We start from the raw sequence: 26,121 nt of genomic DNA on the forward strand, positions 1-26,121 counted from the left end.
TCAAGGTAAGTCGCCGTAAAGCGCATAACTATAGAAGAGGTCAGCCCGCATAATAATTTCAACAGAATCGCCGCCAAGATCAATAGAACGATCGAGCCAATAGCTTCTATGCTCAACAAGTTGATTTTTTAAAGTGCGGTCGGCTTCAAGACGAAGGTTTTCTGCATAGTTAACTTCTTTTTTATTTTCCATGCCGCCCTACTCATTAAAAAATTATTATCTCACTCAATATGAAATTTTAGAATAAATCTGGGAAAATTTCTTTTTGTTTGCGAGCATTGTCAGGAAGTATTTGTATTAAATTTTAACACATAGAACAACCAATATTTTGCAAAGACTTGGTCTCAAATTTTCGCATTGTGCATTCATGCCCTCCCCATGTAACAAACTGAAATTATTGCGAAAAGCGGCCAAGCCTCCGATCACGATCAGAGCCTTAGCTGAAGCCATAGACATGCCTGCTTCCAGCTATGCCTTTTATGAAGATATGAATCGTTTCAAGAAAAAATATCTGCCCTTGGAATTGACCCGAAAAATAGCCGCCGTTTTAATGAATCACCAAATCAACCCAGAAGACATTTTGGCACTTTCCGGCCTGACCAGTTATGAATTAAAAACCGAAATCTCGGCCATCCGGCAAATCATGCCCCCCATACAATTTGTAAAAATGAATATGGCGTTACCCAATGAAACGCTGCTGGCCGAAATGTTTGAAGACTTGCTGGCCGATCTTGACCTAAATGCCCCCAAAAAGGAAATCGCCTATAATCTGGCACAACATCTGCCAGAAGCCCTTTCCGAGACCGCCCGAAAAATCCCTGATAAAATCCACTAATCAGGATGAATTTCTTTTCAAAATCTATAAAGGGGGAATGACCAAGCATAAAAAGGGGCATCATCGATGGCATGGCTGGTCATTACTATTGCAGGTTTATTTGAAGTTATCTGGGCATATTTCATGAAACAATCCCAAGGCTTCACCCGTATCATTCCAACTATCATCATGTTTGTTACGATGTTTACCAGCTTCGGCTTGCTATCATGGTCAATGAAATTTCTGCCTTTGGGAAGCGCTTATGCCGTCTGGACAGGTATTGGCATTATTGGCAGCTTTATCGTCGGCATTGTTTTTCTGAAAGAACCCGCAAATTTTATCCGTATTCTTGCTGTCTCACTTATCATCGCAGGGATCATTCTCATGAAACTTTCAAACAAGAATGTCTGAATAGAGACTCCCCTATTTTCTAAAATCGGGCATTTTTTTGATTCCTGTCAGAAAATTTCGCCTTTCAATATAAAAATCAGGGATGACTACAACTGAATATCTCGAAAGATATGGGCTTCAATATTGACGATATGATGATGAAACTATAGAGAAATCACCCATGCCCCCGTAGCTCAGTAGGATAGAGCGACGGTTTCCTAAACCGCAGGCCAGAGGTTCGAATCCCCTCGGGGGCACCATCTTTTGATAAAAGCCTTTAATTTTCTCAAAAGTCTTTCCATTTAAAATTATTCTTTTTTGAACGCAGAATATCCCCCTTTTCTTTTCTTCAAAACCGACCATCCTTTTTTCTTTGTTGCCTATAAAGACAATATGTCGGATAATTCGATCTCTTCTCAAGAATAGCTTTGAAATAAATCACTTTCTTTACTGAAACAAAAACGAATAAAAACGGATAGTCTTGGCGTGATAAAGAAAAACGAGCGACCTTATTCCCATTATTCCCTCTTACGGCTCAAAAATCTTTATCAGGAAAACCCTAGAAATCCGCATATTCTATCGCTTATCCACGATGAACTAGGCTATAGAAACAGCGATTTCGCACAGGATTTAATCCAAAAAATCGAATGGGCTATTCAAAAAATAGACCGAGACGCCACTCAAAAAGAAGCCAGCTTTTCTTTTTTTGAAGAAGAAAAACCCCTTTCTCAAAAAGGGAATAAGAAATTTAACCTACTGGATAAATTGCTGCATTTCTTGCCCAGTTTTAAGGCTAAAAAAGCCAATGAACCCGCGGCTATTCTCGCGACATGGACAGCCGAAGAAGCGCTTTCACCTCAGACCTACCGCAATCCCGAAGATTTAGCCTCAGGCGATAAAAAAGCGGTCGCCTCACTAACAAGAGCACAGCTTCCATGGGAAAATCGCGAAAGCCTGCCCCCTAAAAAAAGGCTCTATTATCAGATTATTCTTGGCTCTATCCCCATGCAGGAAGCAACAGAAAAACTGATCCAGCTTTTTGGCAAGGATGAAGAAACACGACAAAGAATAAAGGAAAAATCGGCTATTGCCGCTATTCTCGTCGATGATCGCGGTTTTCTTGTAGAAGATAACAATGTTGCCATTTCCAGCTTTGCATGGGCGTTACCGCAAGCCTTAAAGGGAAAACTCGATATTCTAGGGGCTTGGCCGGATATCGAACCCCAAGTCACCGAATATCTCACCACTATCCTCCAGAATAACGGCACAGACGGGAAAAAGCAGCCTCTCGACAGAGGTATTTTGGAAGAAGCCTTTCAATGGATAACGGAACAATTTGGCTTGCCTTCCGATCTTATCGAAGCACCCAGCTTTGCGCTTCGGATCTACCACCCGTTGTCATCAGACAAGCCCCCGCAAGCTACGCTTCTTAATTCCTTTTTCTTGGGGGATCTTGCGCTGGCACGCAGTCTTCTTCAGCAGGGAAAGGCCAATTCCAGCCTAATCTATTATCTCGGTGATAAAAAAGCCGAAAATATTTTCAATTTGCTTACCGATCATGATGCCGTTGAAAAAGCCGTTTCGCCTGCCCTAATGCCGATCGCCCGTTGGCCTTCCGCTGGCGGTCATGCTCTGGTGCTATTGCAACAAGCCGCCGTTAATCTAACCCGTGACCAATTACAGGAAAAAGACGGCATCATCGCCGTTAATGGGCCCCCGGGGACAGGGAAAACAACCTTACTTCGGGATGTTATTGCGGCAGCGGTGGTCGATCGCGCCACGGCCATGGCCGAATTTGATGACCCAGAACACGCCTTCATCCCGACTGGTAAAAAAATAACGATGGGCGAAAAGGCGTTTTTCCATCTTTACCGCCTCGACCCGTCGATCAAAGGGCATGAAATTATTGTTGCTTCCAGTAATAACAAGGCGGTCGAAAATATCAGCCAAGAATTACCGGCTATAGAGGCTATTGGCCGCTCAACAGAAGAATTAAACTATTTCCGTAGCATCAGCGATCAACTCCTCAACCCGCAAAGCTATTTTGAAAAAAATAACAGCGCAGATGATAAAAAAACGGAAAATAACAAAAGCTGGGGGTTAATCGCGGCCGCTTTGGGCAATGCCAAAAATCGACATCAATTTTTGCAAAGTTTTTGGTGGGATCAAGAATATGGTTTCAGAAATTATCTGAAAGCGGCTCGGGGCGATAAAGTCGTTCTTCCTACCCGAAATCCAACAACAAAACAGGTCATCGGTGAGCATCAACCCGCTATTGTCGAAGCCGAAAATCCCCCTTCCCCCCAAGAGGCCAAGACCCGTTGGCAAAAATCCCGAATTCACTTCAAAAACCTCAAAAATGAAATTGAGACGGAATTAAAAGACCTCCATACGGTGCGACATATCGTTCAGGAGATAACAAAATTACGCAAGCCGCTCACCGAAAGTGAAACCGCTTTTTCGCATCTGCAACGCCTTACAACCCAAGCCAAAGATCATCACCGCTATTGCTTTAAACAACAGGCAAAAGCCAAAGCTATCCATGAAGGCGCGCTGGAAAATATAGCTCGCCATCAAAGCGAACGACCTTGGATATTTGCCCGCTGGTTCAAAACCAAAGGCTGGGAAGCATGGCTCCAAGCCTATACACGATTGGAACTTCTCGCCTCTCGTGCCGAAATTGACGAAAAGCTTGCCGATCAATCTTATAGTGAAGCAGCCCAGTCATTAGAAAAGCTACAATCTGAATATGAAGCACAAAAAAAACAGCTTGAACATTTGCAGCGGAAGCTTGCCGACTACAATAATCGGATAGCGCCTTATCGTGCGTCTCTTGGCGATAGAATTATTGACGATTCATTTTTCAAAAAAAGCCATGAAGAGATCAATCTTACTTCCCCATGGCTCCCCGACAGCTTGCATCGGAAAAGAGAAGATCTTTTTATTGCGGCTCTGAACCTTCACCATGCCTTTATCGATGCTTCTGCACAAAAATTTCTACATAACCTAAGCATCTTCATCAAAATCTTCTCCTCAGGTTCGCCTTCGAACGAAGATGAAAAACAATATCTCGGCGACCTATGGTCAAGCCTATTCATGGTCGTTCCCGTCATTTCAACCACCTTTGCCTCAATAGGCCGTATGCTGGGTAACCTTCCGCCTAATAGTATTGGCTGGCTTCTGATTGATGAAGCAGGACAAGCCGTGCCACAAGCCGCCGCAGGGGCAATTCTGTGGGCAAAGCGTTCAGTCGTCGTCGGCGACCCTTTGCAAATCCCCCCCGTCGTTTCTTTGCCGGAGCAACTGACCTCCAAGATTTGCCAATTTTTCAAAGTTGATAAATCAATCTGGTCAGCGCCAGATGCTTCAGCGCAAAGTTTGGCCGATCAAGCCTCCAATTTCCAAGCTGTCTTCAATTCGGATCAGGATGGTCGCCGCGTTGGCATCCCTTTATTGGTGCATCGACGCTGCCAGAATCCGATGTTCGAGATTTCAAACCGAATTGCTTATGACAACCAGATGGTTCATGCTGCTGGCAATCCCTCCATTGGTGCTATCGGCAAGGTAATTGGCCGATCCCGTTGGCTGGATGTAAAAGGTGAAGCAGATACCAAATGGTGCGAAGCCGAAGGCCAAGTTGTTATCGATTTTCTAGAAAAGCTGGCAGCAGCAAGCATAACCTCCCCCGATTTATTTATCATTACCCCCTTTCGCATTGTCTCAAGCGAATTAAAGCTGCGCCTTAGCCAAAAATCGAGCCTACTTGAAAGACTCCAAATCAAAAATAGTGAATGGATTAGAAGCCATATTGGCACAGTTCATACATTTCAGGGGAAAGAAGCGGATTCTGTTATTTTGCTACTAGGGGCTCCTGCGAATAATCAAAACGGTGCGCGCCGCTGGGCAGCCGAAACGCCAAATATTTTTAATGTTGCAGTATCACGAGCCAAGCAGAATATTTACGTCATTGGCTCTTATGATGCATGGGCAAAAGTTGGTTATACACAAGATATTGCACATAGCCTGCCCTGTAATCGTAGCAATAACAGCCCTGCGGCATAAGCGGCATAAACTGTCGTTATTCTTCATGCCTTCAGATTAACGCATGCCGAGACATCGCTAAGTTAGCTGGCTGATTCCTAAGAACCTGATTTCGCCTCATCTTAGGTGATACTCAAAATATCTGGCTGTTTAGATATTGTGTTTAAGACATAAAAAAACAGCCATTACTAAAAAGTAAGGCTGCTTGCTTCACTCCAAGAAGGAGAAGATGGTGGACGCGGCAAGGATTGAACTTGCGACCCCTGCGATGTCAACACAGTGCTCTACCACTGAGCTACGCGTCCTCCGTGGAAGCGGCTTCTATGGGTAAAACGTTTCTCATGCAAGCCTTTTTTTATATTTTTTTGAAAAAAGATATAAATTTTACGTCCTATGAGAAAATACTCCTTATAATTAGGGGATTTTTTTGATCTTCTTAAAAAATCAAAAACCTTGTTTCCATTAATCTCCATCATAAAAAAATCTTGGAATTTTTTTCCTCTCTATTTCTACAGAGAATCATCCCCGTTGATTCCTCTGGGAAAAGACCGCTTAGAGCAAAGCGATCTTTTCCTTAAAATAATTCTCTCAAGAGAATTATTTTTGGCGTTACCAGCAATATAAAAATGCAATCGCCAATTAATTACAAATAGCAAATATCATTATTGTAATATTTAAAGAAAATTACTTGAAATTAGATCAATCAAAATAAATATATAGCACAAGGAGGAGAGTGAAGAAGGAAATATTGATGCGTATTCTTGCCAAATCTATAGCATTAGCTATTCTAACAACCACCCCGATCTTGGCGGCAACTACAACAACATCACCTTTGCATTCTGTCCATACGAAATGGGAAGAGCATAAGGCTGACCGCGCTTTGGATCATCTTTCCCAGTCCGGACAATATGCAATGGTCGATATTCTGCAGGCCAAGCATATTTTAGATTCTGGAGAAAGTGCATCAGCCTTACCTTTGCTACTTCGCGCATCAAAACGCCTTGTCGCTGCTGGCAATGATCGTCAAAAATTCATCGCAGCAGAAAGTGACTTGCATCCCGTTCCTCAACATCCGGCTTCATCTTCTCACACACCTATAATTGAAAAAACGGCATGGATTCCTGTCGGCGGTGAATTTATTGTTGGAGAAGAACTGGCTCCAGAAAAGAAAACCGCTATTGCGACAGCCAATAGCCAACTCAAATCAGGCCAACGACAAGAAGTTGTGGAAACCATGAAGGTTGTCGGAGAAGATACTGATTTTATTGTGGCTCTTGCCCCCTTGGCTCAAACACAAAAGGCTATAAATCAAGCTATTGCTCTAGCTAAAAGCAATAAATCTCAAGAGGCGTCACAGGTTATCGATCATGTGATGGATAGCCTTGTTTTTATATCGGATAACGATGTTGAAACCATTATTCCAACAAGCAAGCATGCCTCAACTCCCCATAAGAAATAATTCCTATGCAAAGCATTTCTATCGAGTAAGCCTTATGCTTACTCGATAGAAAACGCAGATAGTAATTGCGGTTACTGCTCTCGATTTCCAGCATCACCTCATTATTCATTATTTCCACATTCAAAAAATAAAAAATAAAAATGATGGAAAGGGATAGCTCTTCAGGCGTTCATAAAAACAACGATCAAAATAACGGGGAATAAAACTCTTTTGAATAAAGAGCCTCGTTTTATTCAAAGCATATCGTTTTGAAGATAAGGAGTATACCGAATGTCTGTTGATGCTAAATACCATGCAACTGCCATAGCAACCGGTGGCCGTGATGGCCGTTCGCGTACGACGGACGGTTCCTTAGATATCAAAATGACGGTACCAAAAGAGCTGGGCGGTCCAGGCGGTGAAGGTAATAATCCGGAACAACTTTTTGCAGCGGGTTATTCGGCCTGTTTCCTTGGTGCAATGAAGGCGGTCGCGCCAAAACTCAATCTAACGGTGCCGAAGGATGCAACCGTTGAGGCTACGATTGGGATTGGCCCCCGTTCCGAAGGTGGCTTCGGGATCACTGCGGATCTCTCTATTCATCTGCCAGGTTTTTCTAAAGAAGATGCAAAAAAACTGGTGGAAACGGCTCATCAAGTCTGCCCTTATTCCAATGCGACCAGAAATAATGTCAATGTTGGCTTAAAAATCGTCTAACAAGATTGATTTTTCTTCATTTTTTCTAGATTTATCCGGCTTTCGGTGCCTATTCTTCACGATGTGGGGTGGCGCCGAAAGCCTTCTTACGTTACAAGAAGGCAAGCGTTTCCCAGACGCCTATTTATGTCCACTTAATCGGAAGATATGATCCCTTGGCCAGCGTATTGCCGTCCACAGACACCAACGATATTTCACCTGTTTCTATCATTGATGAAATGAAGTCGAGTTATCTCGACTATGCCATGTCTGTCATTGTATCCCGTGCCTTGCCTGATGTGCGTGATGGGCTAAAACCTGTCCATAGACGCATTTTATTTGCGTCACAGGAAGGTGGTTTTGTTCCAGGGCATCCCTATCGCAAATCGGCAAAAATCGTCGGTGAAGTGATGGGTAATTTCCATCCCCATGGTGACTCTGCCATCTACATGGCCTTGGCTCGTCTTACACAAGACTGGTCAATGCGGGTGCCTCTGATAGACGGTCAAGGCAATTTCGGTTCCATGGACCCAGATGGCCCGGCGGCCATGCGTTATACCGAAGCCCGCCTATCTCCGGCAGCGATGATGCTTCTCGCTGATATTGATCGGGACACGGTTGATTTTTCGCCTAACTATGACGGCTCCAGACAAGAACCTCAGGTTTTACCAGCCCGTTTTCCCAATCTTCTGGTAAACGGCGCGGGTGGTATTGCTGTTGGTATGGCCACCAATATTCCACCTCATAATCTCGGCGAAGTTCTAGCAGCCTGCCGTGCCTATATTGCTGATCCGGCGATTTCTATCGAAGATCTTATTCGCCTTGTCCCTGGCCCTGACTTCCCGACAGGCGGTGTTATGCTCGGTCAAGGTGGTGCAAGGTCGGCTTACCAAAATGGCCGAGGTTCGATTATCATTCGTTCTCGATATAATATCGAAGAGAAACATGGTGACCGTCGTTCGATCGTTTTAACTGAGATTCCTTATCAAATCGGTAAAAGCGCCCTTGTTGAAAAAATTGCCGAGGCAGCGAAAGACAAGCGGGTCGAAGGTATCAGCGATATTCGTGATGAATCCAATCGCGAAGGGGTTCGGGTTGTCATTGACCTGAAGCGCGATGCAACGCCTGATGTTGTTCTGAACCAGTTATGGCGTCACACACCTGCACAAAGTAGTTTCCCAGCGAACATGCTGGCGTTGAATGGTGGGCGGCCAGAAACGATGTCGTTAAAAGACATTATCGCTGCCTTTGTTCAGTTCCGCGAAGAAGTTATCACCCGTCGTTCCAAATATGATCTTTTCAAAGCACGGGAACGGGCGCATCTATTATTAGGCATGGTGATCGCGGTCACTAATTTGGATGAAGTCGTCCGCATTATTCGCAACGCGCCCTCACCCGCCGAAGCGCATAGCGAACTTTCTGCGCGCAAATGGCCTGTTAATGATGTTCTACCTTACATCAAACTAATCGAAGCCGTTGAAGATTTTGAAGAATCTGGTCTCTATACTCTATCCAAGGCACAGGTAGACGCTATTCTGGCCTTACGACTTAGCCGCTTGACCGCCATGGGACGGGATCAAATAGGCGAAGAGCTGAAAAAGCTGGCTATCTCTATCAGCGAACTTCTGGAAGTCTTACGCAATCGCGAACGCCTCTACGAAATCATGGTAGAAGAATTTGATGCGGTTGAAGCTCAATTCGCGACACCGCGCCGAACTCAGATTGTCGCCGCCAGCGATGCTATTGAAGACGAAGACCTGATCGAACGGGAAGAAATGGTCGTAACGGTTACCCATGGCGGCTATATCAAACGGACTCCATTGGATACTTTCCGCACACAAAATCGTGGAGGTAAAGGCCGTTCGGGTATGGCAACCAAGGACGAAGATGCGGTTACCAATCTCTTTGTGACTTGCACGCATACCCCTGTGCTTTTCTTCTCCAATCATGGGAAGGTTTATCGTCTAAAAGTCTGGCGCTTGCCAGAAGGTGCGCCACAGGCACGCGGTCGCCCAATGGTCAATTTGTTGCCTTTAGCCGAAGGTGAAGTGGTCTCAACGGTTTTACCTCTTCCAGAAGATGAAGCGGAATGGGGTAATCTCCATGTTCTCTTTGCGACAGCCAAGGGCAGTGTGCGTCGGAACTCAATGGATGCTTTTACTAATGTTCCAAGTAATGGGAAATTCGCCATTCGCTTTGAAGAAGGCGACGATGACCGTTTGATCGGCGTCACGCTTCTTTCAGAAAATGACGATGTGCTTCTAGCTACCCGTAATGGTAAAGCCATTCGTTTCGCAGCGACCGATGTTCGTGTTTTTCAAAGCCGCACCTCGACTGGTGTGCGGGGTATCACCTTAAAAGACGGTGATGAGGTTATTTCACTTTCAACGCTGCGTGGGTTTGAAACAACGGTTGAAGACCGCGATAAATATCTTCGTTCTGCCGCATGGAAAACAGATCCGGCTCCGGCTGAATTGCCACCAGAAAAAATAAAAGCTTTTGAAGAAGCTGAAGACTTTATCTTAACGGTTACAGCTAATGGATATGGGAAACGGACGTCTTCCCACGAATATCGGCGTAGTAATCGGGGCGGTCAGGGTATTACCAACATCGAAACATCAGAACGGAACGGTTCCGTTGTTGCCAGCTTCCCTGCCCATGATGGCGATCAATTGATGCTGGTGACTGATCAGGCAAAACTGATACGAACAACCGTTAATGATATCCGAATTGCAGGCCGCAATACGCAGGGTGTCACTATCTTTAATGTTGCCGAAGGTGAACAAGTGGTGTCAGCTGCTCGTATCACTGACGATGGTGACGATGAAGAAGAAGGCACAGTAGAAAATCAAAGCGGAGAAGCCTAGGCGGCCAAGCCGCCGCTTCTTCTCATTAATTGTAAGTGAATTTTGATAATGCAGCCTGTCAATATTATCGGTGGAGGCCTTGCCGGTTCAGAAGCCGCATGGCAACTTGCTAGCCGACAAATTCCGGTCAGACTTTTTGAAATGCGTGGGCGTGAAAAAACGCCTGCGCATAGCACAGATAAGTTAGCTGAATTGGTTTGCTCCAATAGCTTCCGGTCAGATGATCCCAACAGCAATGCCGTCGGCGTGTTACATGCTGAAATGCGGAAAATGGGCTCTCTGATTATGATGATAGCTGATCAGCACCGTGTTCCTGCCGGATCAGCGCTGGCTGTTGATCGTGAAGGTTTCGCAGAAGCCGTAACCAATAGATTACAAAATCATCCTTTAATCGAGATTCACCGCGAGCGGATTGACCATATCCCCGATGAAACTACGATTATTGCATCGGGACCTTTGACTTCTGACAGTTTAGCCAATGCTATCACGGAATTAACCGGTCGGGATGCGCTTTCCTTTTTTGATGCTATTGCACCGATTGTCTATCGAGACAGCATTGATATGGATATCGCCTGGTTCCAATCCCGCTGGGACAAAGGCGATGGTCATGATTATATCAACTGCCCTTTGAACAAAGAGGAATATCTCGCTTTTCACGCGGCCTTATTGGCAGGGGAAAAGGGTGATTTTCATGAGTGGGAAAAAGATACCCCTTATTTCGAAGGATGCATGCCTATCGAAGTCATGGCCGATCGCGGCATTGATACCCTCCGTTTTGGGCCCATGAAACCTGTAGGACTGGATGATCCTCGAACAGGACGATGGCCTTATGGCGCGGTGCAATTAAGGCAGGATAATGCTCTTGGCACCCTTTGGAATATGGTCGGCTTTCAAACCAAGTTAAAATATGCCGAACAAATTCGTGTTTTCAGAATGATACCAGGACTAGAAAAAGCTGAATTTGCTCGGTTAGGGGGAATGCATCGGAACAGCTTTATTCGTTCCCCTGTCCTACTGGATGAATATTTACGTCTGAAAAAACAGACTAACATCCGTTTTGCTGGTCAGATTACCGGTTGTGAAGGTTATATTGAATCGGCTTCAATCGGATTGTTAGCAGGTATTTTTACTGCCGCAGATAAACTCGATAGGAAGGTTTCTTCTCCTCCAGTCGAATCAGCTTTAGGTGCATTATTGGGACATATCACTAAAAACGCTGATCCTGACCACTACCAGCCTATGAATATCAATTTTGGGTTATTTCCACCTATTTCGGAAAAACATCCCAAAAAACAGCGAAAAGCTATGATGGCGGAAAGAGCTAGAAAAGCCCTTGATCAATGGATCTCCGAAGAGGCTTTTCTGAAAAGCTCTATTTTAGAGCAGTAAACTTTATTATATTGCTCATCTTTGTTAAAAATTATGTATCGATAAAAGATAAATATCATTTATCTTTTATCGATATTTTTTGATTTTGTCTTTGCGTCCAGAAAAGACAGCATTTATTCTCAATAAAGAAATATTATTTTTTGTTTTTGAAAAATTTTTCCAAAATCTAGAATGCTACATTAAATATACAAAAATATTATTATACAAATAAGGCTTTTAAATACCCATATTTTTTAGAATTTCTTTACAAAGAAACATGTTAAATATAGATTTAGAGATTAATATCAGCCATTTTTATCAAAAATTCTTTTTTTGTTTTATAATATTATGCTGCAAAACTAATAAAAACGCCCTTTCGAAATTAACGATCACCCACAAGAAATAATTATCTGACAGCGCTTACCAATCAATTATTGCCGAACGCAGAGTCCCGTATTAGGACGGTCAACAATCTAAACCGTTTTTCAGAAAATATTGCTTTATAAGCCTCAAAACTTAAAAGCTGCGGTATTTTAATATACCAAAATTTTCTGGAAAAGCCGGCGAATCAGAGAACAGTTACGCACAGGTGAGAACCACGACGGATCTTCTCTGAATTGTTGGTTAGTTAAGAAAGAAACAAGGATTATGACGAACAAAATCTCGTCTTCAGATAATCTTTCCAATGCTGTTTCAGCAACGGATGACAACGCTTCCCGTACGCCAAATCTGACCCGTCGCGCTCTCGTTGGTGGTGGTGTTGGACTGGCCGCAGCTGGCGCCTTAGCCAGTGGTCTTCAGGCAGCGACGCTTCCTGCTGGTGCCAGCCAGGTTCCGACCACGCCTGCAGGTCGCCCGATGCCTTACGCGATCCGCCCGATGCCGGAAGATCGTCGTTTCGGTTATGCTATCGTCGGTCTGGGTAAATATGCCCTTAACCAGATTTTACCGGGCTTTGCCGGATGCCAGCATTCCCGCATCGAAGCTTTGGTCAGCGGTAACGCTGAAAAAGCTAAAATCGTTGCCGCTGAATATGGCGTCGATCCCCGTAAAATTTATGATTACAGCAACTTCGACAAGATCGCTAAAGATCCAAAAATCGACGCTGTTTACATCATTTTGCCAAACTCTTTGCATGCTGAATTTGCTATCCGTGCTTTCAAAGCCGGCAAGCATGTTATGTGTGAAAAGCCGATGGCAACCTCTGTTGCTGATTGTCAGCGGATGATCGATGCAGCCAAGGCTGCTAATAAAAAGCTGATGATCGGTTACCGTTGCCACTATGATCCAATGAACCGTGCAGCGGTAAAATTGATCCGTGAAAACCAGTTGGGTAAACTGGGCATGGTTACCACCGACAACTCAGACGTTATGGATCAGAACGATCCTGCACAGCAGTGGCGTCTGCGTCGTGAACTCGCCGGTGGCGGTTCTTTGATGGATATCGGTATTTATGGCTTGAACGGTACCCGTTACTTGCTGGGTGAAGAACCGATCGAAGTCCGTGCTTACACCTACAGCGATCCGAATGATGAACGTTTCGTTGAAGTCGAAGATCGTATTATTTGGCAGATGCGCTTCAGAAGCGGTGCTCTGTCTCATGGTGCATCGTCTTATTCGACCACGACGACTTCACGTTTCTCGGTGCAGGGCGACAAAGCTGTTCTGTTGATGGATCCGGCTACCGGATATTATCAGAATTTGATTTCTGTCCAGACCCCAGGCCATGCTAACCAGTCGATGATGCCACAGTTCATCATGCCAGCGAACAACCAGTTCTCTGCACAGTTGGATCATCTGGCTGAAGCCGTCCTCAATAACAAACCAGTTCGTAGCCCGGGTGAAGAAGGTATGCAGGATGTGCGCCTGATTCAGGCCATTTACGAAGCTGCCCGTACCGGTCGCCCCGTCAACACGGATTGGGGTTATGTCCGTCAGGGTGGTTATTGATTCTGACTTAACCTATTTGGGTTAAACAGACTTATTTTTCCTGTTTTAGGAAAATAGTTAAAAAGGCGTTATTGGTTCTTCCAATGACGCCTTTTTTTATAAACAAAAAAATCCTTTTGTCGGTTTTATAAAAATACTTCATATTTTGATAAGCCGCCTTAAAAATATAATAAATTTTTATAATATTTATCCGATCAAAGGACCCCTTTATGCTAGAAGTCATTATATCGGCATTACTACCGATTATAATTACTTTAATGATAGGTTTTTTCGCTGGCTGGCGTGGTGAATTTACGGCAAATCAAGCCTCGACCTTGAATAAAATGGTCTTACGCTATGCCTTACCTATGACTTTATTCTCTGGGATTTTATCACTTCCCAAAACACAGATTTTATCGTCGGGTTCTGCCGCAATTATTTTACTTTTAGCCATGGCTGGCGGCTATCTAATTACACTTGGGATAGGATATTTTGTCTGCCAGCGCCCAGTGAATGAATCTGCTCTTTTAGCTCTTTCTGTTAGCGCACCTGCAGTTCCTTTTGTTGGCATAACAGTTCTAGGGCATTTATTTGGCACTGCCAGCACGATATTGGTTTCAATATGTAGCCTGATGATGAACCTCGTGCAGGTTCCCGTTACCATTTTTCTTTTGTCAGCGTATTCCCCAAAAAAGAATACTGACAAAATAGCCACGGATAGTTCTTTTTTTTCTCATATCAGACATGCTTTTACCGAACCTATTGTTATTGCCCCTATTCTAGCTCTTATCTGTGTCAGTCTCTCTATTCCTTTCCCTGAAACCTTAAAATCTTCTTTAATGCTACTAGGAAAAGCGACCGGAGGCGTTGCGCTTTTCTCTTCTGGTATAATTTTATTTTCTCGAAAAGTTATTTTAAGTAAAACAGTAGCATCTTTAGTTTTATCAAAAAATATTATTATTCCAACAGCGGTATGGGTTCTTGCGTCTATAAATAAAACCCCTCCCCTTATCATTGAACAGACAACAATCACTATGGCTATTCCCAGCGCAGCCATCACAACCATGCTAGCCATCCGATATCAATTGATGGAACAGGATATGGCTTCGACTTTATTTTTTAGCACAATTTTATCTATTATCTCTATGGGAGGATTTATTCTTCTAACCGCCATTTAAATTATGTAAGGAGAGCCGGCTTTCTAGAATCGGAAATGCTACGTCAAAAAGGTTTTCTCTTTTATGTCTGATACAAAGTCTACGGTGGCGAAGCTGTTAGTTAAATGCCTTGAAGCCGAAGGCGTCGAATATGTTTTTGGTATCCCGGGTGAAGAAAATATCCGTCTTATTGATGCCATGGCGGATTCTTCTATCCGTTTCATCCTGGTTCGCCATGAACAAGGTGCATCCTTTATGGCGGATATGTATGGTCGCCTAACTGGCAAGGCCGGTGTTTGCACCGCAACCTTGGGGCCCGGTGCCATCAATCTTTTACTGGGCGTTGCCGATGCTCAAACCGATAGCACCCCTATGGTTGCCATCAGTGCGCAAGTCGGTCTTAACCGTATTTATAAAGAGTCTCATCAATATATTGACCTTCAGGGCATGTTTGCCCCTGTTACTAAATGGTCAGACACGATCCTGACGCCAGCATCCGTGCCAGAAATGATGCGGAAAGCCTTTGACCTTGCCCAAAGAGAGCGCCCTGGTGCGGTTTATCTAGCAGTACCACAGGATTTAGAAGAATCTGATGTCTCTGCGGATTTAAAGCCAATCACCGTCCATCCGGTTCACACAACAGCACCAGATCCTGATCAGGTAGCTGCCACGATTGATTTGATTAAGAAGGCAAAGCAGCCAATCATTCTGGCGGGTCACGGCGTTGCTCGTAGCCATGCATCAAAACAGCTCATTGAATTGTCTGAACTTTTAAACGTTCCGGTTGCAACTACCTTTATGGCAAAAGGTGTCATTCCTGATCGCCACCCCAATGCTCTGGGTGTTGCTGGCTTTATGCGCCGCGACTATGAAAATTTTGCGTTTGATGCAGCTGATGTCATTTTGTCAGTTGGATATGAATTGCAGGAATTTGCACCTTCAAAAATCAATCCTAATCACGACAAAAAGATTGTCCATATCCATCATTTTGCTGAAGATATCGATGCAGCTTATCCGGTAGCCATTGCTATTGAAGCGGATATCGACAAATCTTTGGATGCGTTGATTGATGGATTGAAGAAAACAACTTTCCCGAAATTCGACAATCATGCCAAAATTAAACAGATCAAAAAAGAAGAATTAGACGGGAATGCGGATGATCAGAGCTTCCCGCTGAAACCACAGCGGATTATCTCTGATATCAGAAAAGCTATGGGCGATGATGATATCGTTCTGGCTGATACAGGCGCTATCAAAATGTGGATGGCTCGCCTCTATCCGACCCAAAAGCCTTCGACTTGTTTAATTTCAAATGGTCTCTCTACGATGGCCTTTGCGCTACCAGGTGCTTTGGCTGCTAAACTTGCCTGCCCTGACCGGAAAGTTCTCGCTGTAATGGGCGACGGCTCATTCCTGATGAATTCACAGGAAATTGAAACAGCTATCCGCGAAAATATTCCGCTGGTTGTGCTGATCTGGGTCGATGACGCTTATGGCCTTATTAAATGGAAAATGGATCTGGAAATAAAGCATCACCGCGATGTGGACTTTACCAATCCTGATTTTGTTCAATATGCAGAAAGTTTCGGGGCTAAAGGCTACGAAATCAAAAGTGCCGATATGTTGTTACCTGTCATTGAAAAAGCATTAGCCGATGATGGTGTGTCTATCATCGCTTGCCCAGTAGACTACGCAGAAAACAACAAATTGACCGATAAATTAGGTGATCTGACGATCACAATCTAATATATTCTTATAAAGCGTGGGGTATTATTACCCTGCGCTTTCATAAAAAGCTTTAAAATAATAAATCTCTAAATAAAATAAAGAAATTATTTTATATCTTCATGATTTCGGCTTCTGTCTATAGAGGCAAGGTCTTCTTTGTTTAAAAATCCATCATGATCTTGATCTGCCTGATCAAAATGTCTGACCGCAGAAGCGGCATACTCATCGAAACTCAGCATGTTATCATGGTTTTTATCTAGCCGTTCAAATGCTCTTTTGCGTCCAGCTAAATATTCATCGCGGCTTATTTTCTGATCATGATCTAAATCTAGATGTTCAAAATGCCGACTAAACTTATTATTTATATAAGTATTTTTTGCATTTTCGGCATATATTCGTACAGGAGATGTCGATTTAATTGACTTTGAAATAATATCAGATGCTCGCCCCGAGCGGCATAATAAAAATACGCCAGAAGCAATAAGAATAGCGACTCCACCTAGAATAAATGGCAATTTATCTTTCATAATCTAAAAATCTTGTCTTTAAGAAGAGAAATCGAATATTAAGATTTGTCTTTAAAAATTTTATTACTTTTTATATCAGAAAAAATGAATTTCTTCAGCATAAAAATGATGAATAATTCATAAATGCCATGAATATTTCAAATATAAAATACTGCCTAGGTTCTGTTGACAAAGGATATAATTTAAAATTTTTAGAGATAAATTGAGAACAAGTTTTGTAGGGTAGACAGGATGCGAGGAGATCTGACGGACGCGGAGTGGGAGATAATAGAGGGTCTTCTTCCAAGCGAACGAGGCCGTTGCGCGCGTCCCGCCAAAAGTAATCGGTTATTTCTCAATGGTATGCTTTATGTGCTTCGAACAGGCTGCCCGTGGCGAGACATGCATGAACGTTATGGGAAATGGAATTCGGTCTATGTTCGGTTTCGTAGGTGGGCGGAACAGGGTGTGTGGGACGCTCTTCTTGAAACCCTGGTTGACCTTGGCCTGACAGATGACTGGCAACATATGATAGATAGTACGATTATTCGCGCCCACAGCCAAGCAGCTGGCGCAAAAGGGGGACGTATAAGGAAGGCTTTGGTCGCAGCCGCGGAGGCTTTACGAGCAAGATCCACGCCCGTTCCGATGGTCAAGGCCGCCCTCTAGCTTTCGCACTAACCGGTGGTGAGGTTTCTGATTATTCTGGCGCTGATAGCTTGATAGATATCCCTGTCACAACACCCCGCTGTTTTCTCGCTGATAAAGGATATGATAGCGATAGGTTACGCGAAAAACTGCTTTTTCGAGGCATTCTTCCTGTTATCCCGCCTCGTTCCAATCGAAAAAAGCCTATTCCTTATAATCTCCAGCACTACAAAGATCGTAATCGTATTGAGCGGATGTTTAATAAGCTAAAGCAGTTCAGGCGCATTGCCACACGCTATGACAAAACCAGAAAATCTTTCCTCGCCTTCCTTCATCTCGCGGCCGTAAAATTGTGGTTACCTTCCTTTGTCAACAAAACCTAGACAAGGTTTATTATTATCATGCTCTGGAAAACTGATACCAATATGCTGGCTACCCAACCGCACTAATTCTAAATGCAGTAGAGAAAATAGCTTTTCCATGATAATATGAGGGGCTATTTCCTGATTAGGTAAGATATAGATATCCTGATAGGAATCGACAGGATTAGCTAGCATCCCCAAAGACTCCCCCTCTTACTAATACAGCTATCACAAAATGCTGGTCTTCGATTGCAGGCTCTTTATCTTTTAATACCCAAGCATCCAATAAATTGTAAAAGTCTTTTTTTGCCTTTGGCTGGCGATAAGCGACCCCTTGCGTTGTAACAGAGCCATAAGGTTCAACTGCAATCGGGCCATTGATTTCGGCGTCAGGATACCATGTATCAATAGTTCTTAAGGCATTCCCAATTTTTTGAGAATGAATAGCTGCAATCGCCTTTTCATCTTGACCAACGCTGTAGAGAAAACGGCTTTTCGTGCTTTTTCCTTTATCAAGCAGCAATTCCTGCGAAGGGAATACTTCCTGTCCTGCTCCCATGCGAATAAAAGCTTTTACGCGGAGCAAAACATGTTCCTGCCCAGCTAAGCCTGCCGTTATCAGTTTCGCCAAGGCTTCTAACTCTTCTGAAACTGACTTCTCTTCAAATTGACGGAGAGGATGCGCTAATGCATCAAAAATACCGACTAGAGTTGATTCCTCACCGCTTAATCGAGTTATTTGAATAGATATAGCATCCGCACCCAAGCGATTCCGCCATAGGAAACGACCATTTGCCAAATTAGCAGCGTATCGATTCCCTAAAATATCAAGTCCATGAGTATCAATATAATGGCTGATAGTAGCCACTAATTTAGAACGATACTCCATACTATTACAGGCAGCAGGCTCACCAACGCCGCCCAAAACACGCAAAGTAAATTCTACTTTCAGTGTATCACTATCAAAAGGCAGCGTCGCAACATCCACCGTTTGCAGATTGGGCTTTTCGATAGCCGCCTTCAACTTGATTGGATCATCTCCAGTCTTTGAAGGAATACGGTTGGAAATTGTGCCACGAACCGATTTTTCGCGCAAATGAATTGGTTGCCATGCCGTATCATCGTCTTTGTCGCTCCAATTACCAGAAAAAAACAAAGCATCGGAAGGATCTAATTTACGCTCAAAAGATAGAACAGACGCTGTTTTTAAATTCTTTTCTTCAGACATAATAAAAACCTTCTTAATTTTCCTGAAAAACAAAATATATAAGCGATATCATAAAGAATATTGGTAAAAATTATGACAACGATAAACGCTTTTTTCTATAATATTCTTTTCCCCCAAGAATGAAGACGGATACCATAATAAATCATTGGGGTGTTTTAGACGGAAAGGCGCAATCCATTCCCCTATCGAAAACAGGCTTTCAACAGGCTGGAAAGGAATAGTATTATCTCGGGCAGAAGATACCGATCCAGATGGCTGCATTTCACCGACTGCACCATAGCCAACAGGAATAGGGACGATCCAACCATTGTCTTGATCGTTTTCCCATATATTTTCTTTTTTTGTTTCGGTTTTTGGAGATTGGGCTTCGCTTTTACACCGCCAATTGACGCGTGATAATGAAAGCCACGCATCCAAAGAGGTCGCCTCTGGCTGGGTCTCCTGCATTTTTTTTAAGCGTTCAGCAATAAGGCCACTTCGCTCAACCAGAGCATAGCCCGGCAAAAGACGATAACAATTTTTACGATAATCAGAAAAGTTATTATCGTTATCAGAAGAAGTATTACATTCTATCCAATGCGGTTTCCTATGCTTCGCCATATTGGGAGAGGGAGGTATAATACTTCCGCCAGCAATACGCATATTTTGCGCAATAACAGCTATCTTTTCGACATACTCGTCAATTTGGTAATTTTCTTTACCCTCACCTTTAAAGGCAATAGCGAGCAATAAAGAGACATCAAGATGGATACGCCCTTCTTCAATGATTGGCGCTGTTTTCCCGCCTTTTTCAATTGGATTACGCGTCAGATTAAAAGCATAAGTAAAACCGCTATCTGTCACCTGCTCCTGAAAATCATGACAAATAACCCCCACTGCATTAAACATTATATCGTCAATACCAGCGGCATGAGCTTTGCGCTCTAATGCCCACATAAAACCCATAAAGGCTGTGATAGAAGGGAATCCATGCGTAAGCGGGCTAGAAATAGCATTGGCATTTTGCACCCTGATATGAGGCAAAATCAACATATGGCTTGAGAAGGGTAATTCTGTTTCCATGCAACTAACTCCTATGCCCGTCTACGCCACGGCACTGGCCATGCTGCATCTATGGTGACTTGTCTGACCCAGTGAATATATTCTGTGTCGCCCACGGGTATATCTTGATGTTTCAGCTTCGCATTCAATCTACGCCCGAAATTCTGCGCCACGGCATCAGGCCAATCACCTTTCATATACTCATTATAAAAAATCTGATCGGCCTCATCCGAACCATCACGAAGAGAAAAAAGGCTTCTTTCAGGGTCTAGCCATAATTTTTCATACGGAGGCAATTGACAGCTATCCTCCCGACTCCACCCAACAGGCATTTCGGCTTTTATAGTCGCAGCAAAATCGACAAGGCTTTCTGTTAATTTCTGTTCAAACCTTTGCCGATACTGACGTGTATTCAGGTTATCTGGCGGATTTGATTTCAGGAATTTTATCAATCTATCAACCTGACCATAAACGTCATCTCTTTTAAAAAAGACTTCTAGGGCTGACTTACAATTTAAAGGCAGAAGCCGTCTTTTATTCTTCCAACGAGGGGGTAAGGATGCCAAAAGGTAATTAACGCCTCCTCGTTCAAAATTAAGTTGCGATATATTTTGTGGCTTTGTCCCTCCCAGCCTTTGAACTGCCAGTTTTTTATATTCCTGATAGACTAACTCAGAGGCTTCTTTTTTATAAAAAGCCGATCGGGCTTCCTTATTACTCTCACCGAAACGTACGGCCTGAATATTTTGATGGACATAGTTAACTAATGCGCTCGGGAATAAAGGTTGCAGCAAAATATACTGATCATCTTCAGTCGGGTCTTTCCCTCGCAACCAATAAAGCTGCTTCATCAAGGCATGGGACTGCACTTTTTTATCCGAAGACAACAAGCCGGCAAAAGAAGAAATCCATTCTTCTGCCTGATCAGGATTTTTAGACAAGGCCGCTTTAAAATCAGGATCACCTGCTTCAGCCCACGCTAACAAGGTCTTATCTTCAACCTTTGTTTTTAAAAATTTGAAGACATCCAAGGCGGCAGCATTACCGACAATATCTATATCAAAATTTTCACCTAAAAGATGCGATCCGATTTCTTCTCTCTGTGGTAGAGAATCCGGTTTTATATAAAGATTGCTTCCTTTAGCCGATGAATGAATAGCTTTGGCGATATGGGTAGCCGCATGAATCTGCCCTACTCTTCTTGCCGCATCTTCTAGCCAAATAGCATAGTCATATTTACGCATTGCAGCGAGATCATCTGCTTTGCCCTTCAATTTTTCATCACGACGATTCTTAATAAAATCAGAAATAGCCTGACGAAAAATCTGTATTCTTGCATTATTATGCTGCATAATCTTTTCCATCATTTCTGAATAATATTAACTGTGATATTTAGAAAATCCAAGAATATCATTATAATTATATCCAGATATACTTTCTAAAACATTTACTTTTGTCATATATTCAGCACATTTATACAGGGAAATACCAAGATTTTCAGACTGTTCTTCTAATAAATTTTCAAGACTATCAGCCTGCCATGCGGTTATATCGGAGCCATAATCAATTTCGACCGGATGTTTTTTTTCCCGTTCAACAAGAATATACGGATTATGACTATTTTCGGGATTCTTATATTCCTGATAAAGTTCCAGTTTTTCGCCATCTTCGTCAGGTAAAAATAGAAGAGTCTCTTCTCTTAAGGTTTTTTCTCTAAATGGCTGCCATTGGGGCAAAACACCCGTCAGACTAGCCTGAGGATATTGCCAACAAAGAGCCGCCATTTCCTCTTTTGGTTCCAATTTTTTGGGAGAACGGCTACTACCCCCCACAACTTCTCCAAGGTTTTTCTCTGGCAACATAGATTCACAAATACGTGCTTGTTCCAGATCAGACATTCTTTCTTGGCTATGCCGCTCTTCTTTGGGTTGCGGAGCTATGCGAGGCAAAGCCGTGATAATCTTATATTCTTCTGGTCTTAAAATTTTGCTTAACCAATGATTTTCAAGATAAAATCGATTGTCGCCATATGGAGTTTTAGGCTTCTCAAATCCTGGATGCCAAAAAACAGCCCCTGCAGGATTTTTAAAATAACGCAGAGCGGTATTCAAAATAGCGATATTCGGTTTTTCAGCAGATTTTCTTCTATGTCGCTGTACACGCCCTGCCAATTGGATGAGCGCGCGCATAGAGGAAGGTTCAGTAATCGCCCAATCCAAATCCCAATCACGCCCTACCTCGCAAACAGGCGATGCTAATATAATAAAGGCGTGATCCTGTTCTGGATTGTTATCCAAAATCTCTCGGATATCCGCATGATGATAGACAAAGTCAGCCTCGCGGCGATTCAGCACCCTATCCAGCATATTTTCGATAGCTGAACGCTGGATTAGAGGGAAACGCGCATGGTAGACACATAAATGGATATGCGTATCACGGCGACCACCTAAGGCAAAAAAATCTTTTGCGACATGAAATAGCGGTTCAATATTAGCCATTCTGATCAGACCGAAACTAACTTTTCTTCCTGTAATCGGGTCTTTTTCAGCAAAGCCTTCATGCAAATCCAAGGCAGTCTTGCGTAATATTGAAGCAAAATTTTTATATAATACCTTATCGTCTGGCGTTCCAACCACCTCATCCAAAGGCACGATTTCGCCTTTACAGATAGCGTCACTTTTCAAAAGCTTCTGCTTACGCCGCTTTACAAAATCATCATGCGCCTGCTCAAACTGATTGGCATCGGCACAATCAGCATGAGTAGTTCCAAATTCGTCTATCCACAAACAAGGGATATCCTGCGCTGCCAGAGATAGACTAGGGTCATGATTTAATTGATAGCATTTCCGACCGGCAAGATAAGCCTGATACATACCCGAGACCAAGGAAGGCGGTAATGTGGCTGAAGACAATAAAACACGACTACCCAACAGACCTGCCCAATAGACCAATCGAGTTAAGGCGGGTAAATCCTTCAAATCATAATCATCCAATTCATCTAAAACGAGATCAGCCCCCATCAAACGCAGCATGGGTGCGATTTGTCGCCCGCCCCGCAAAGATTCGGTTGCAGGAACCAGATGATCAACGGTACAAACCAGAACTGGTGCGGATAAAAGGCTTCGTATTCTAGGATCATGCCCCAAACGGCTCAATAAAGGATGGCTGGCTTCACAGCCTTCATATGAAATATAGCTATCTTCTTCCAATAGATCCAAAGAGGAAGCTGAACCAGATTCTTCAGCCTTATCTGAATAATAGTCAAATAGGGTTTTACTGGCACTTCCTCCAACTAAAATAGCCAGATCATTGTCATTCAGATGTAAATCTTTTTGATAAGATTTTCCGGTTTGCAAAGTGAGTGCTCTCAATCCCAACGCATAGGTCAGACGCATCCCTTTTTCAGGGTTGGCCATGGCATTGATAATACGAGCACTAGCAAGAGTTTTTCCTGTTCCCGTAGAGGCCATACAGACACAGAAAGCTCCTTGCCTTTCGGTTTTTTCGCGCAGGGCTGTCGCCATATCAGCAGCCTTATCTTGCCACGAAAAACGGGGATTCTGGCTTCTCTTCTTTAATCCTTTATGTTTGGCTAAACGGGGCAAATATTCAGAAAAATTCGGCAATGCATGGGCGATAATTCCGGCATCTCTTGCCACACCCAATAAATGCTCACTCAAGCCTTGTTTCCGCTCACCTTGACTGTCTGTGTTGGCATAAAGAAAATCATCTCCGCTATAAGATAGTTCTTTGGTAGCGGCCATACGGTCTTTTGATTCTGGAGGAAGGCTAGAATAATAGTGATCCGCCAACATCAGACTCAAACGTGCCAGATGCATAAGATAAGGATTATCAAGCCCGTTTTTTCCGATGTCTTTTTTCTTGGCCAAAGCCAATAAACGCTTCGCTATTCTGGAAGCCTGTTTTTGCCATTCCGGTAACAAAACCGGAAATTTTTCTTTTTTGTCGATATCCCAATAGGCTTTTATTTGAGCTGGTGATGCCTGATTGTCAGTTATTTCATTCCATAAAGAGGTTATCTTATTTAATGGATCTGTGAGGATCCCAAGTCTTACCGATTGGGGCTTTTTACCCAAATAGGCCTGTTCTCTACGGTCTTTTTTTTCAATATAAACAGGCAGTAACGGAATACGATGATGAGAAACGATTAACCATCCAATCGCTGCCGCCAAAGGCGGTAAAGATTTAAAGGGATAGCAGTCCTCTCCATTCAAGGCATCGACTCCATCTTTTTTATACCGTTTTTTCGCCACCCAGTCTTTTATTGAATAGTTGCCTTCTAACAGACGGGTTAACCAGACCTCATCCGTATCCTCCCCGACGAAAGCCTGAAATAACCGTAAAGAAACCCATTCATGGCGGTATAGATTACGAGATTTTTCTCTCGACTGCAGACGCCTTTGAAAAGCTTTGCTGGCCTTTCCCAAATCATGCAACAAAGCGGCCATTTGCGCCAACATCTGAATATCTTCGGCGGTTATCCAATCATTTTCATCCTGTTGGCGTAAAATATTTCGGGTAGTGCTATTGGTCGGGACAGCGCCTTCATTATTAAAACGGCTGGCGTCCCCAACTATCCAAAGTAAATCACACTGCCCACCCCCATGTAACCAATGACAGGCAACAGAAGTATTTCGCCTTGCTGTTTTTCTCAATAATTTTTGAACAGTAGCCAAGCCTATTTGCGTGATAGGCGTTTGCCAGCTTCGACTTCCCTTCCGTTCAGCAAACTGATCAAGGATTCGCCGCGTTTCTTTCAGAGCATTGTTGTCGCATTGCGAAACGAATAGAACATTCATAATGCAGGCTCGGCCTCCATACTCAAAGCAATCTTTTTGATTGTATCAATCATAAAATCGAGCGATTCACTATGGGTAAGAGCGGCTATAGATTTCTGCCTAAAAGACGATTCTTCATCGCCTGCCATCGCCGAAAGGAAGGCCTGCGGTAAGATAGTCGCATCTTTAACCAGATCAGCGACATCAAACACCAACCCGCCGCGGCGTGTTTTCCCGTGCAGTATCGCCAATCCATGAGGAATTCCCAAAACCCAGGTCGCAGTAGCACCAAGGCCATAAGCCAAATAATTTCCGTGATCTAAAAAACGGTTTGCAGGATCGATACCAGTTCCTCTTTTGGATCGGGTAAAATCGCCATATCCAACGGTTTCGGAGGCGAGCTTGAACAAAGCCTTTGTCAGTCTGGCTTCTTCGATCAAAAGCGTCGCAATATCAGAAGCCCTTTCTATCGCATGTTCGCTTTGATGGAGCAAAGCCGATAAACGGCGTTCATCAGGTAAAAAGCCATCTTTACCAAGAGAAGACTTAAGCCACTGTTCCTTTATACGACTGCTTCTGGCTAATTGTAACGCTTTCACCGCCCGTAAACGCTTTTCGTCATCGAACCAGAATTTAACCCATGCTTGCACATATTCCGTAGGCCGATATTCGCTTTGTGGAGAAAACCACAAAACATCTGTTTCTTGCTCATTCGCAGAAAATAACGGTGTCCCTCCGCCTCCACAAAAGCCAACCAAAACACCGGATTTTCCCAATTCACGCATAGCTGCCTGCGTTATGGATGTGCCCGTACCCAATAGAATAGTGGTCGTATTCGCTATAGGAATATTCCAATAAAGAGACTTGTTACCACGGTCGGTAATATATTCGACCCGTCCCCCATTCACCAAAACCCGACAATGCTCTAAATAATAGATATTTGCCCGTTTCGAATGTAAAATAGTTTTCAGATCGCCCGATGTTATTGGCTTCATAGAAAATCTTCTGTATCTACAATGGCTAATTTTATTATTAGAATGTAGACTGTTGTACATTTAAAATATTTTATAAATACTAAATAAAATCTGCATTTTATATATTTATGACAT

At 43.3% G+C, this 26,121-nt stretch carries 18 protein-coding genes, 2 tRNA genes and 1 pseudogene; 12 read left to right on the forward strand and 9 right to left on the reverse strand.

From position 1 onward, the window contains the following. The gene (locus ZMOB_RS03030; protein WP_011240589.1) at nucleotides 1-192 is read right to left on the reverse strand and encodes a hypothetical protein; all 192 of its coding nucleotides are present in this window, start codon (nucleotides 190-192) and stop codon (nucleotides 1-3) included. A 175-nt stretch (nucleotides 193-367) separates the two neighbouring features. On the opposite strand from ZMOB_RS03030, the gene ZMOB_RS03035 reads away from it, so the two are divergent. The 4 genes from ZMOB_RS03035 to ZMOB_RS03050 all read left to right on the forward strand — a co-directional run bounded on the left by ZMOB_RS03035 (nucleotide 368) and on the right by ZMOB_RS03050 (nucleotide 5,266). Then, a complete protein-coding gene (locus ZMOB_RS03035) occupies nucleotides 368-835 on the forward strand; it encodes a helix-turn-helix transcriptional regulator (protein ID WP_011240588.1) in 468 nt (155 codons plus the stop codon). A gap of 66 nt (nucleotides 836-901) precedes the next feature. Beyond that, nucleotides 902-1,225 carry a DMT family transporter gene (locus ZMOB_RS03040; protein WP_011240587.1) on the forward strand — a complete coding sequence of 108 codons (324 nt, stop codon included), beginning with the start codon at nucleotides 902-904 and terminating at the stop codon, nucleotides 1,223-1,225. A 162-nt stretch (nucleotides 1,226-1,387) separates the two neighbouring features. Continuing rightward, nucleotides 1,388-1,464: transfer RNA gene (locus tag ZMOB_RS03045), tRNA-Arg, on the forward strand. Nucleotides 1,465-1,690: 226 nt separating this feature from the next. Further along, entirely contained in the window at nucleotides 1,691-5,266 is a 3,576-nt protein-coding gene (locus ZMOB_RS03050; protein ID WP_014500598.1) for a DEAD/DEAH box helicase, read from the forward strand. Nucleotides 5,267-5,475: 209 nt separating this feature from the next. Here ZMOB_RS03050 and ZMOB_RS03055 read toward each other — a convergent pair. After that, nucleotides 5,476-5,550 (reverse strand) — tRNA-Val (locus ZMOB_RS03055). A 446-nt stretch (nucleotides 5,551-5,996) separates the two neighbouring features. On the opposite strand from ZMOB_RS03055, the gene ZMOB_RS03060 reads away from it, so the two are divergent. From ZMOB_RS03060 to ZMOB_RS03090, 7 genes are all read left to right on the forward strand, one after another. Further along, on the forward strand, nucleotides 5,997-6,704 hold the full coding sequence (locus ZMOB_RS03060; RefSeq protein WP_014500599.1) for a YfdX family protein: 708 nt from the start codon (nucleotides 5,997-5,999) through the stop codon (nucleotides 6,702-6,704). 270 nt (nucleotides 6,705-6,974) lie between these two features. Beyond that, a complete protein-coding gene (locus ZMOB_RS03065) occupies nucleotides 6,975-7,400 on the forward strand; it encodes an organic hydroperoxide resistance protein (RefSeq protein WP_011240584.1) in 426 nt (141 codons plus the stop codon). A 68-nt stretch (nucleotides 7,401-7,468) separates the two neighbouring features. After that, nucleotides 7,469-10,246: a DNA gyrase subunit A gene (gene gyrA / locus ZMOB_RS03070; protein ID WP_014500600.1), complete on the forward strand. Its 2,778-nt coding sequence runs from the start codon at nucleotides 7,469-7,471 to the stop codon at nucleotides 10,244-10,246. A gap of 48 nt (nucleotides 10,247-10,294) precedes the next feature. Then, nucleotides 10,295-11,635: a methylenetetrahydrofolate--tRNA-(uracil(54)-C(5))-methyltransferase (FADH(2)-oxidizing) TrmFO gene (gene trmFO / locus ZMOB_RS03075; protein WP_014500601.1), complete on the forward strand. Its 1,341-nt coding sequence runs from the start codon at nucleotides 10,295-10,297 to the stop codon at nucleotides 11,633-11,635. Between the two features lie 627 nt (nucleotides 11,636-12,262). Continuing rightward, nucleotides 12,263-13,564, forward strand: coding sequence for a Gfo/Idh/MocA family protein (locus ZMOB_RS03080; protein ID WP_014500602.1), 1,302 nt, complete (start codon nucleotides 12,263-12,265; stop codon nucleotides 13,562-13,564). A 209-nt stretch (nucleotides 13,565-13,773) separates the two neighbouring features. Then, entirely contained in the window at nucleotides 13,774-14,721 is a 948-nt protein-coding gene (locus tag ZMOB_RS03085) for an AEC family transporter (protein ID WP_014500603.1), read from the forward strand. Between the two features lie 63 nt (nucleotides 14,722-14,784). After that, nucleotides 14,785-16,446, forward strand: a complete 1,662-nt coding sequence (locus ZMOB_RS03090) for an acetolactate synthase large subunit (protein WP_011240579.1) — start codon at nucleotides 14,785-14,787, stop codon at nucleotides 16,444-16,446. 86 nt (nucleotides 16,447-16,532) lie between these two features. On the opposite strand, the gene ZMOB_RS03095 is transcribed toward ZMOB_RS03090, so the two are convergent. Next, entirely contained in the window at nucleotides 16,533-16,955 is a 423-nt protein-coding gene (locus tag ZMOB_RS03095; RefSeq protein ID WP_014500604.1) for an EF-hand domain-containing protein, read from the reverse strand. Between the two features lie 231 nt (nucleotides 16,956-17,186). On the opposite strand from ZMOB_RS03095, the pseudogene ZMOB_RS09795 reads away from it, so the two are divergent. Then, nucleotides 17,187-17,965, forward strand: a pseudogene (locus tag ZMOB_RS09795) (IS5 family transposase). Here ZMOB_RS09795 and cas6f read toward each other — a convergent pair. From cas6f to cas1f, 6 genes are read right to left on the reverse strand one after another with little or no spacing between them, the layout of a single operon-like run. Further along, the gene (gene cas6f / locus ZMOB_RS03105; RefSeq protein ID WP_041573366.1) at nucleotides 17,939-18,139 is read right to left on the reverse strand and encodes a type I-F CRISPR-associated endoribonuclease Cas6/Csy4; all 201 of its coding nucleotides are present in this window, start codon (nucleotides 18,137-18,139) and stop codon (nucleotides 17,939-17,941) included. The pseudogene ZMOB_RS09795 and the gene cas6f sit on opposite strands and share 27 nt — an antisense overlap. Beyond that, the gene (csy3, locus tag ZMOB_RS03110) at nucleotides 18,129-19,172 is read right to left on the reverse strand and encodes a type I-F CRISPR-associated protein Csy3 (RefSeq protein WP_014500606.1); all 1,044 of its coding nucleotides are present in this window, start codon (nucleotides 19,170-19,172) and stop codon (nucleotides 18,129-18,131) included. Before csy3 ends, cas6f begins: the two co-directional genes overlap by 11 nt. 48 nt (nucleotides 19,173-19,220) lie before the next feature. Next, nucleotides 19,221-20,234 (reverse strand): type I-F CRISPR-associated protein Csy2, encoded by a 1,014-nt coding sequence (gene csy2, locus ZMOB_RS03115; RefSeq protein ID WP_014500607.1) that lies wholly within the window; start codon nucleotides 20,232-20,234, stop codon nucleotides 19,221-19,223. An 11-nt stretch (nucleotides 20,235-20,245) separates the two neighbouring features. Then, nucleotides 20,246-21,565 carry a type I-F CRISPR-associated protein Csy1 gene (gene csy1 / locus ZMOB_RS03120; protein WP_014500608.1) on the reverse strand — a complete coding sequence of 440 codons (1,320 nt, stop codon included), beginning with the start codon at nucleotides 21,563-21,565 and terminating at the stop codon, nucleotides 20,246-20,248. Nucleotides 21,566-21,592: 27 nt separating this feature from the next. After that, nucleotides 21,593-25,033, reverse strand: a complete 3,441-nt coding sequence (cas3f, locus tag ZMOB_RS03125) for a type I-F CRISPR-associated helicase Cas3f (RefSeq protein ID WP_014500609.1) — start codon at nucleotides 25,031-25,033, stop codon at nucleotides 21,593-21,595. Continuing rightward, a complete protein-coding gene (cas1f, locus tag ZMOB_RS03130) occupies nucleotides 25,030-26,007 on the reverse strand; it encodes a type I-F CRISPR-associated endonuclease Cas1f (protein ID WP_014500610.1) in 978 nt (325 codons plus the stop codon). Before cas1f ends, cas3f begins: the two co-directional genes overlap by 4 nt. Nucleotides 26,008-26,121 lie beyond the last annotated feature (114 nt).

The organism is Zymomonas mobilis subsp. mobilis ATCC 10988, assembly GCF_000175255.2.
Taxonomy (GTDB): domain Bacteria; phylum Pseudomonadota; class Alphaproteobacteria; order Sphingomonadales; family Sphingomonadaceae; genus Zymomonas; species Zymomonas mobilis.

Coding starts and splice junctions, on each gene's coding strand:
- ZMOB_RS03030 (WP_011240589.1), bottom strand. CDS start 192: ATGGAAAATAAAAAAGAAGTTAACTATGCAGAAAACCTTCGTCTTGAA.
- ZMOB_RS03035 (WP_011240588.1), top strand. CDS start 368: ATGCCCTCCCCATGTAACAAACTGAAATTATTGCGAAAAGCGGCCAAG.
- ZMOB_RS03040 (WP_011240587.1), top strand. CDS start 902: ATGGCATGGCTGGTCATTACTATTGCAGGTTTATTTGAAGTTATCTGG.
- ZMOB_RS03060 (WP_014500599.1), top strand. CDS start 5,997: ATGCGTATTCTTGCCAAATCTATAGCATTAGCTATTCTAACAACCACC.
- ZMOB_RS03065 (WP_011240584.1), top strand. CDS start 6,975: ATGTCTGTTGATGCTAAATACCATGCAACTGCCATAGCAACCGGTGGC.
- trmFO (WP_014500601.1), top strand. CDS start 10,295: ATGCAGCCTGTCAATATTATCGGTGGAGGCCTTGCCGGTTCAGAAGCC.
- ZMOB_RS03080 (WP_014500602.1), top strand. CDS start 12,263: ATGACGAACAAAATCTCGTCTTCAGATAATCTTTCCAATGCTGTTTCA.
- ZMOB_RS03085 (WP_014500603.1), top strand. CDS start 13,774: ATGCTAGAAGTCATTATATCGGCATTACTACCGATTATAATTACTTTA.
- ZMOB_RS03090 (WP_011240579.1), top strand. CDS start 14,785: ATGTCTGATACAAAGTCTACGGTGGCGAAGCTGTTAGTTAAATGCCTT.
- ZMOB_RS03095 (WP_014500604.1), bottom strand. CDS start 16,955: ATGAAAGATAAATTGCCATTTATTCTAGGTGGAGTCGCTATTCTTATT.
- cas6f (WP_041573366.1), bottom strand. CDS start 18,139: ATGCTAGCTAATCCTGTCGATTCCTATCAGGATATCTATATCTTACCT.
- csy3 (WP_014500606.1), bottom strand. CDS start 19,172: ATGTCTGAAGAAAAGAATTTAAAAACAGCGTCTGTTCTATCTTTTGAG.
- csy2 (WP_014500607.1), bottom strand. CDS start 20,234: ATGGAAACAGAATTACCCTTCTCAAGCCATATGTTGATTTTGCCTCAT.
- csy1 (WP_014500608.1), bottom strand. CDS start 21,565: ATGCAGCATAATAATGCAAGAATACAGATTTTTCGTCAGGCTATTTCT.
- cas3f (WP_014500609.1), bottom strand. CDS start 25,033: ATGAATGTTCTATTCGTTTCGCAATGCGACAACAATGCTCTGAAAGAA.
- cas1f (WP_014500610.1), bottom strand. CDS start 26,007: ATGAAGCCAATAACATCGGGCGATCTGAAAACTATTTTACATTCGAAA.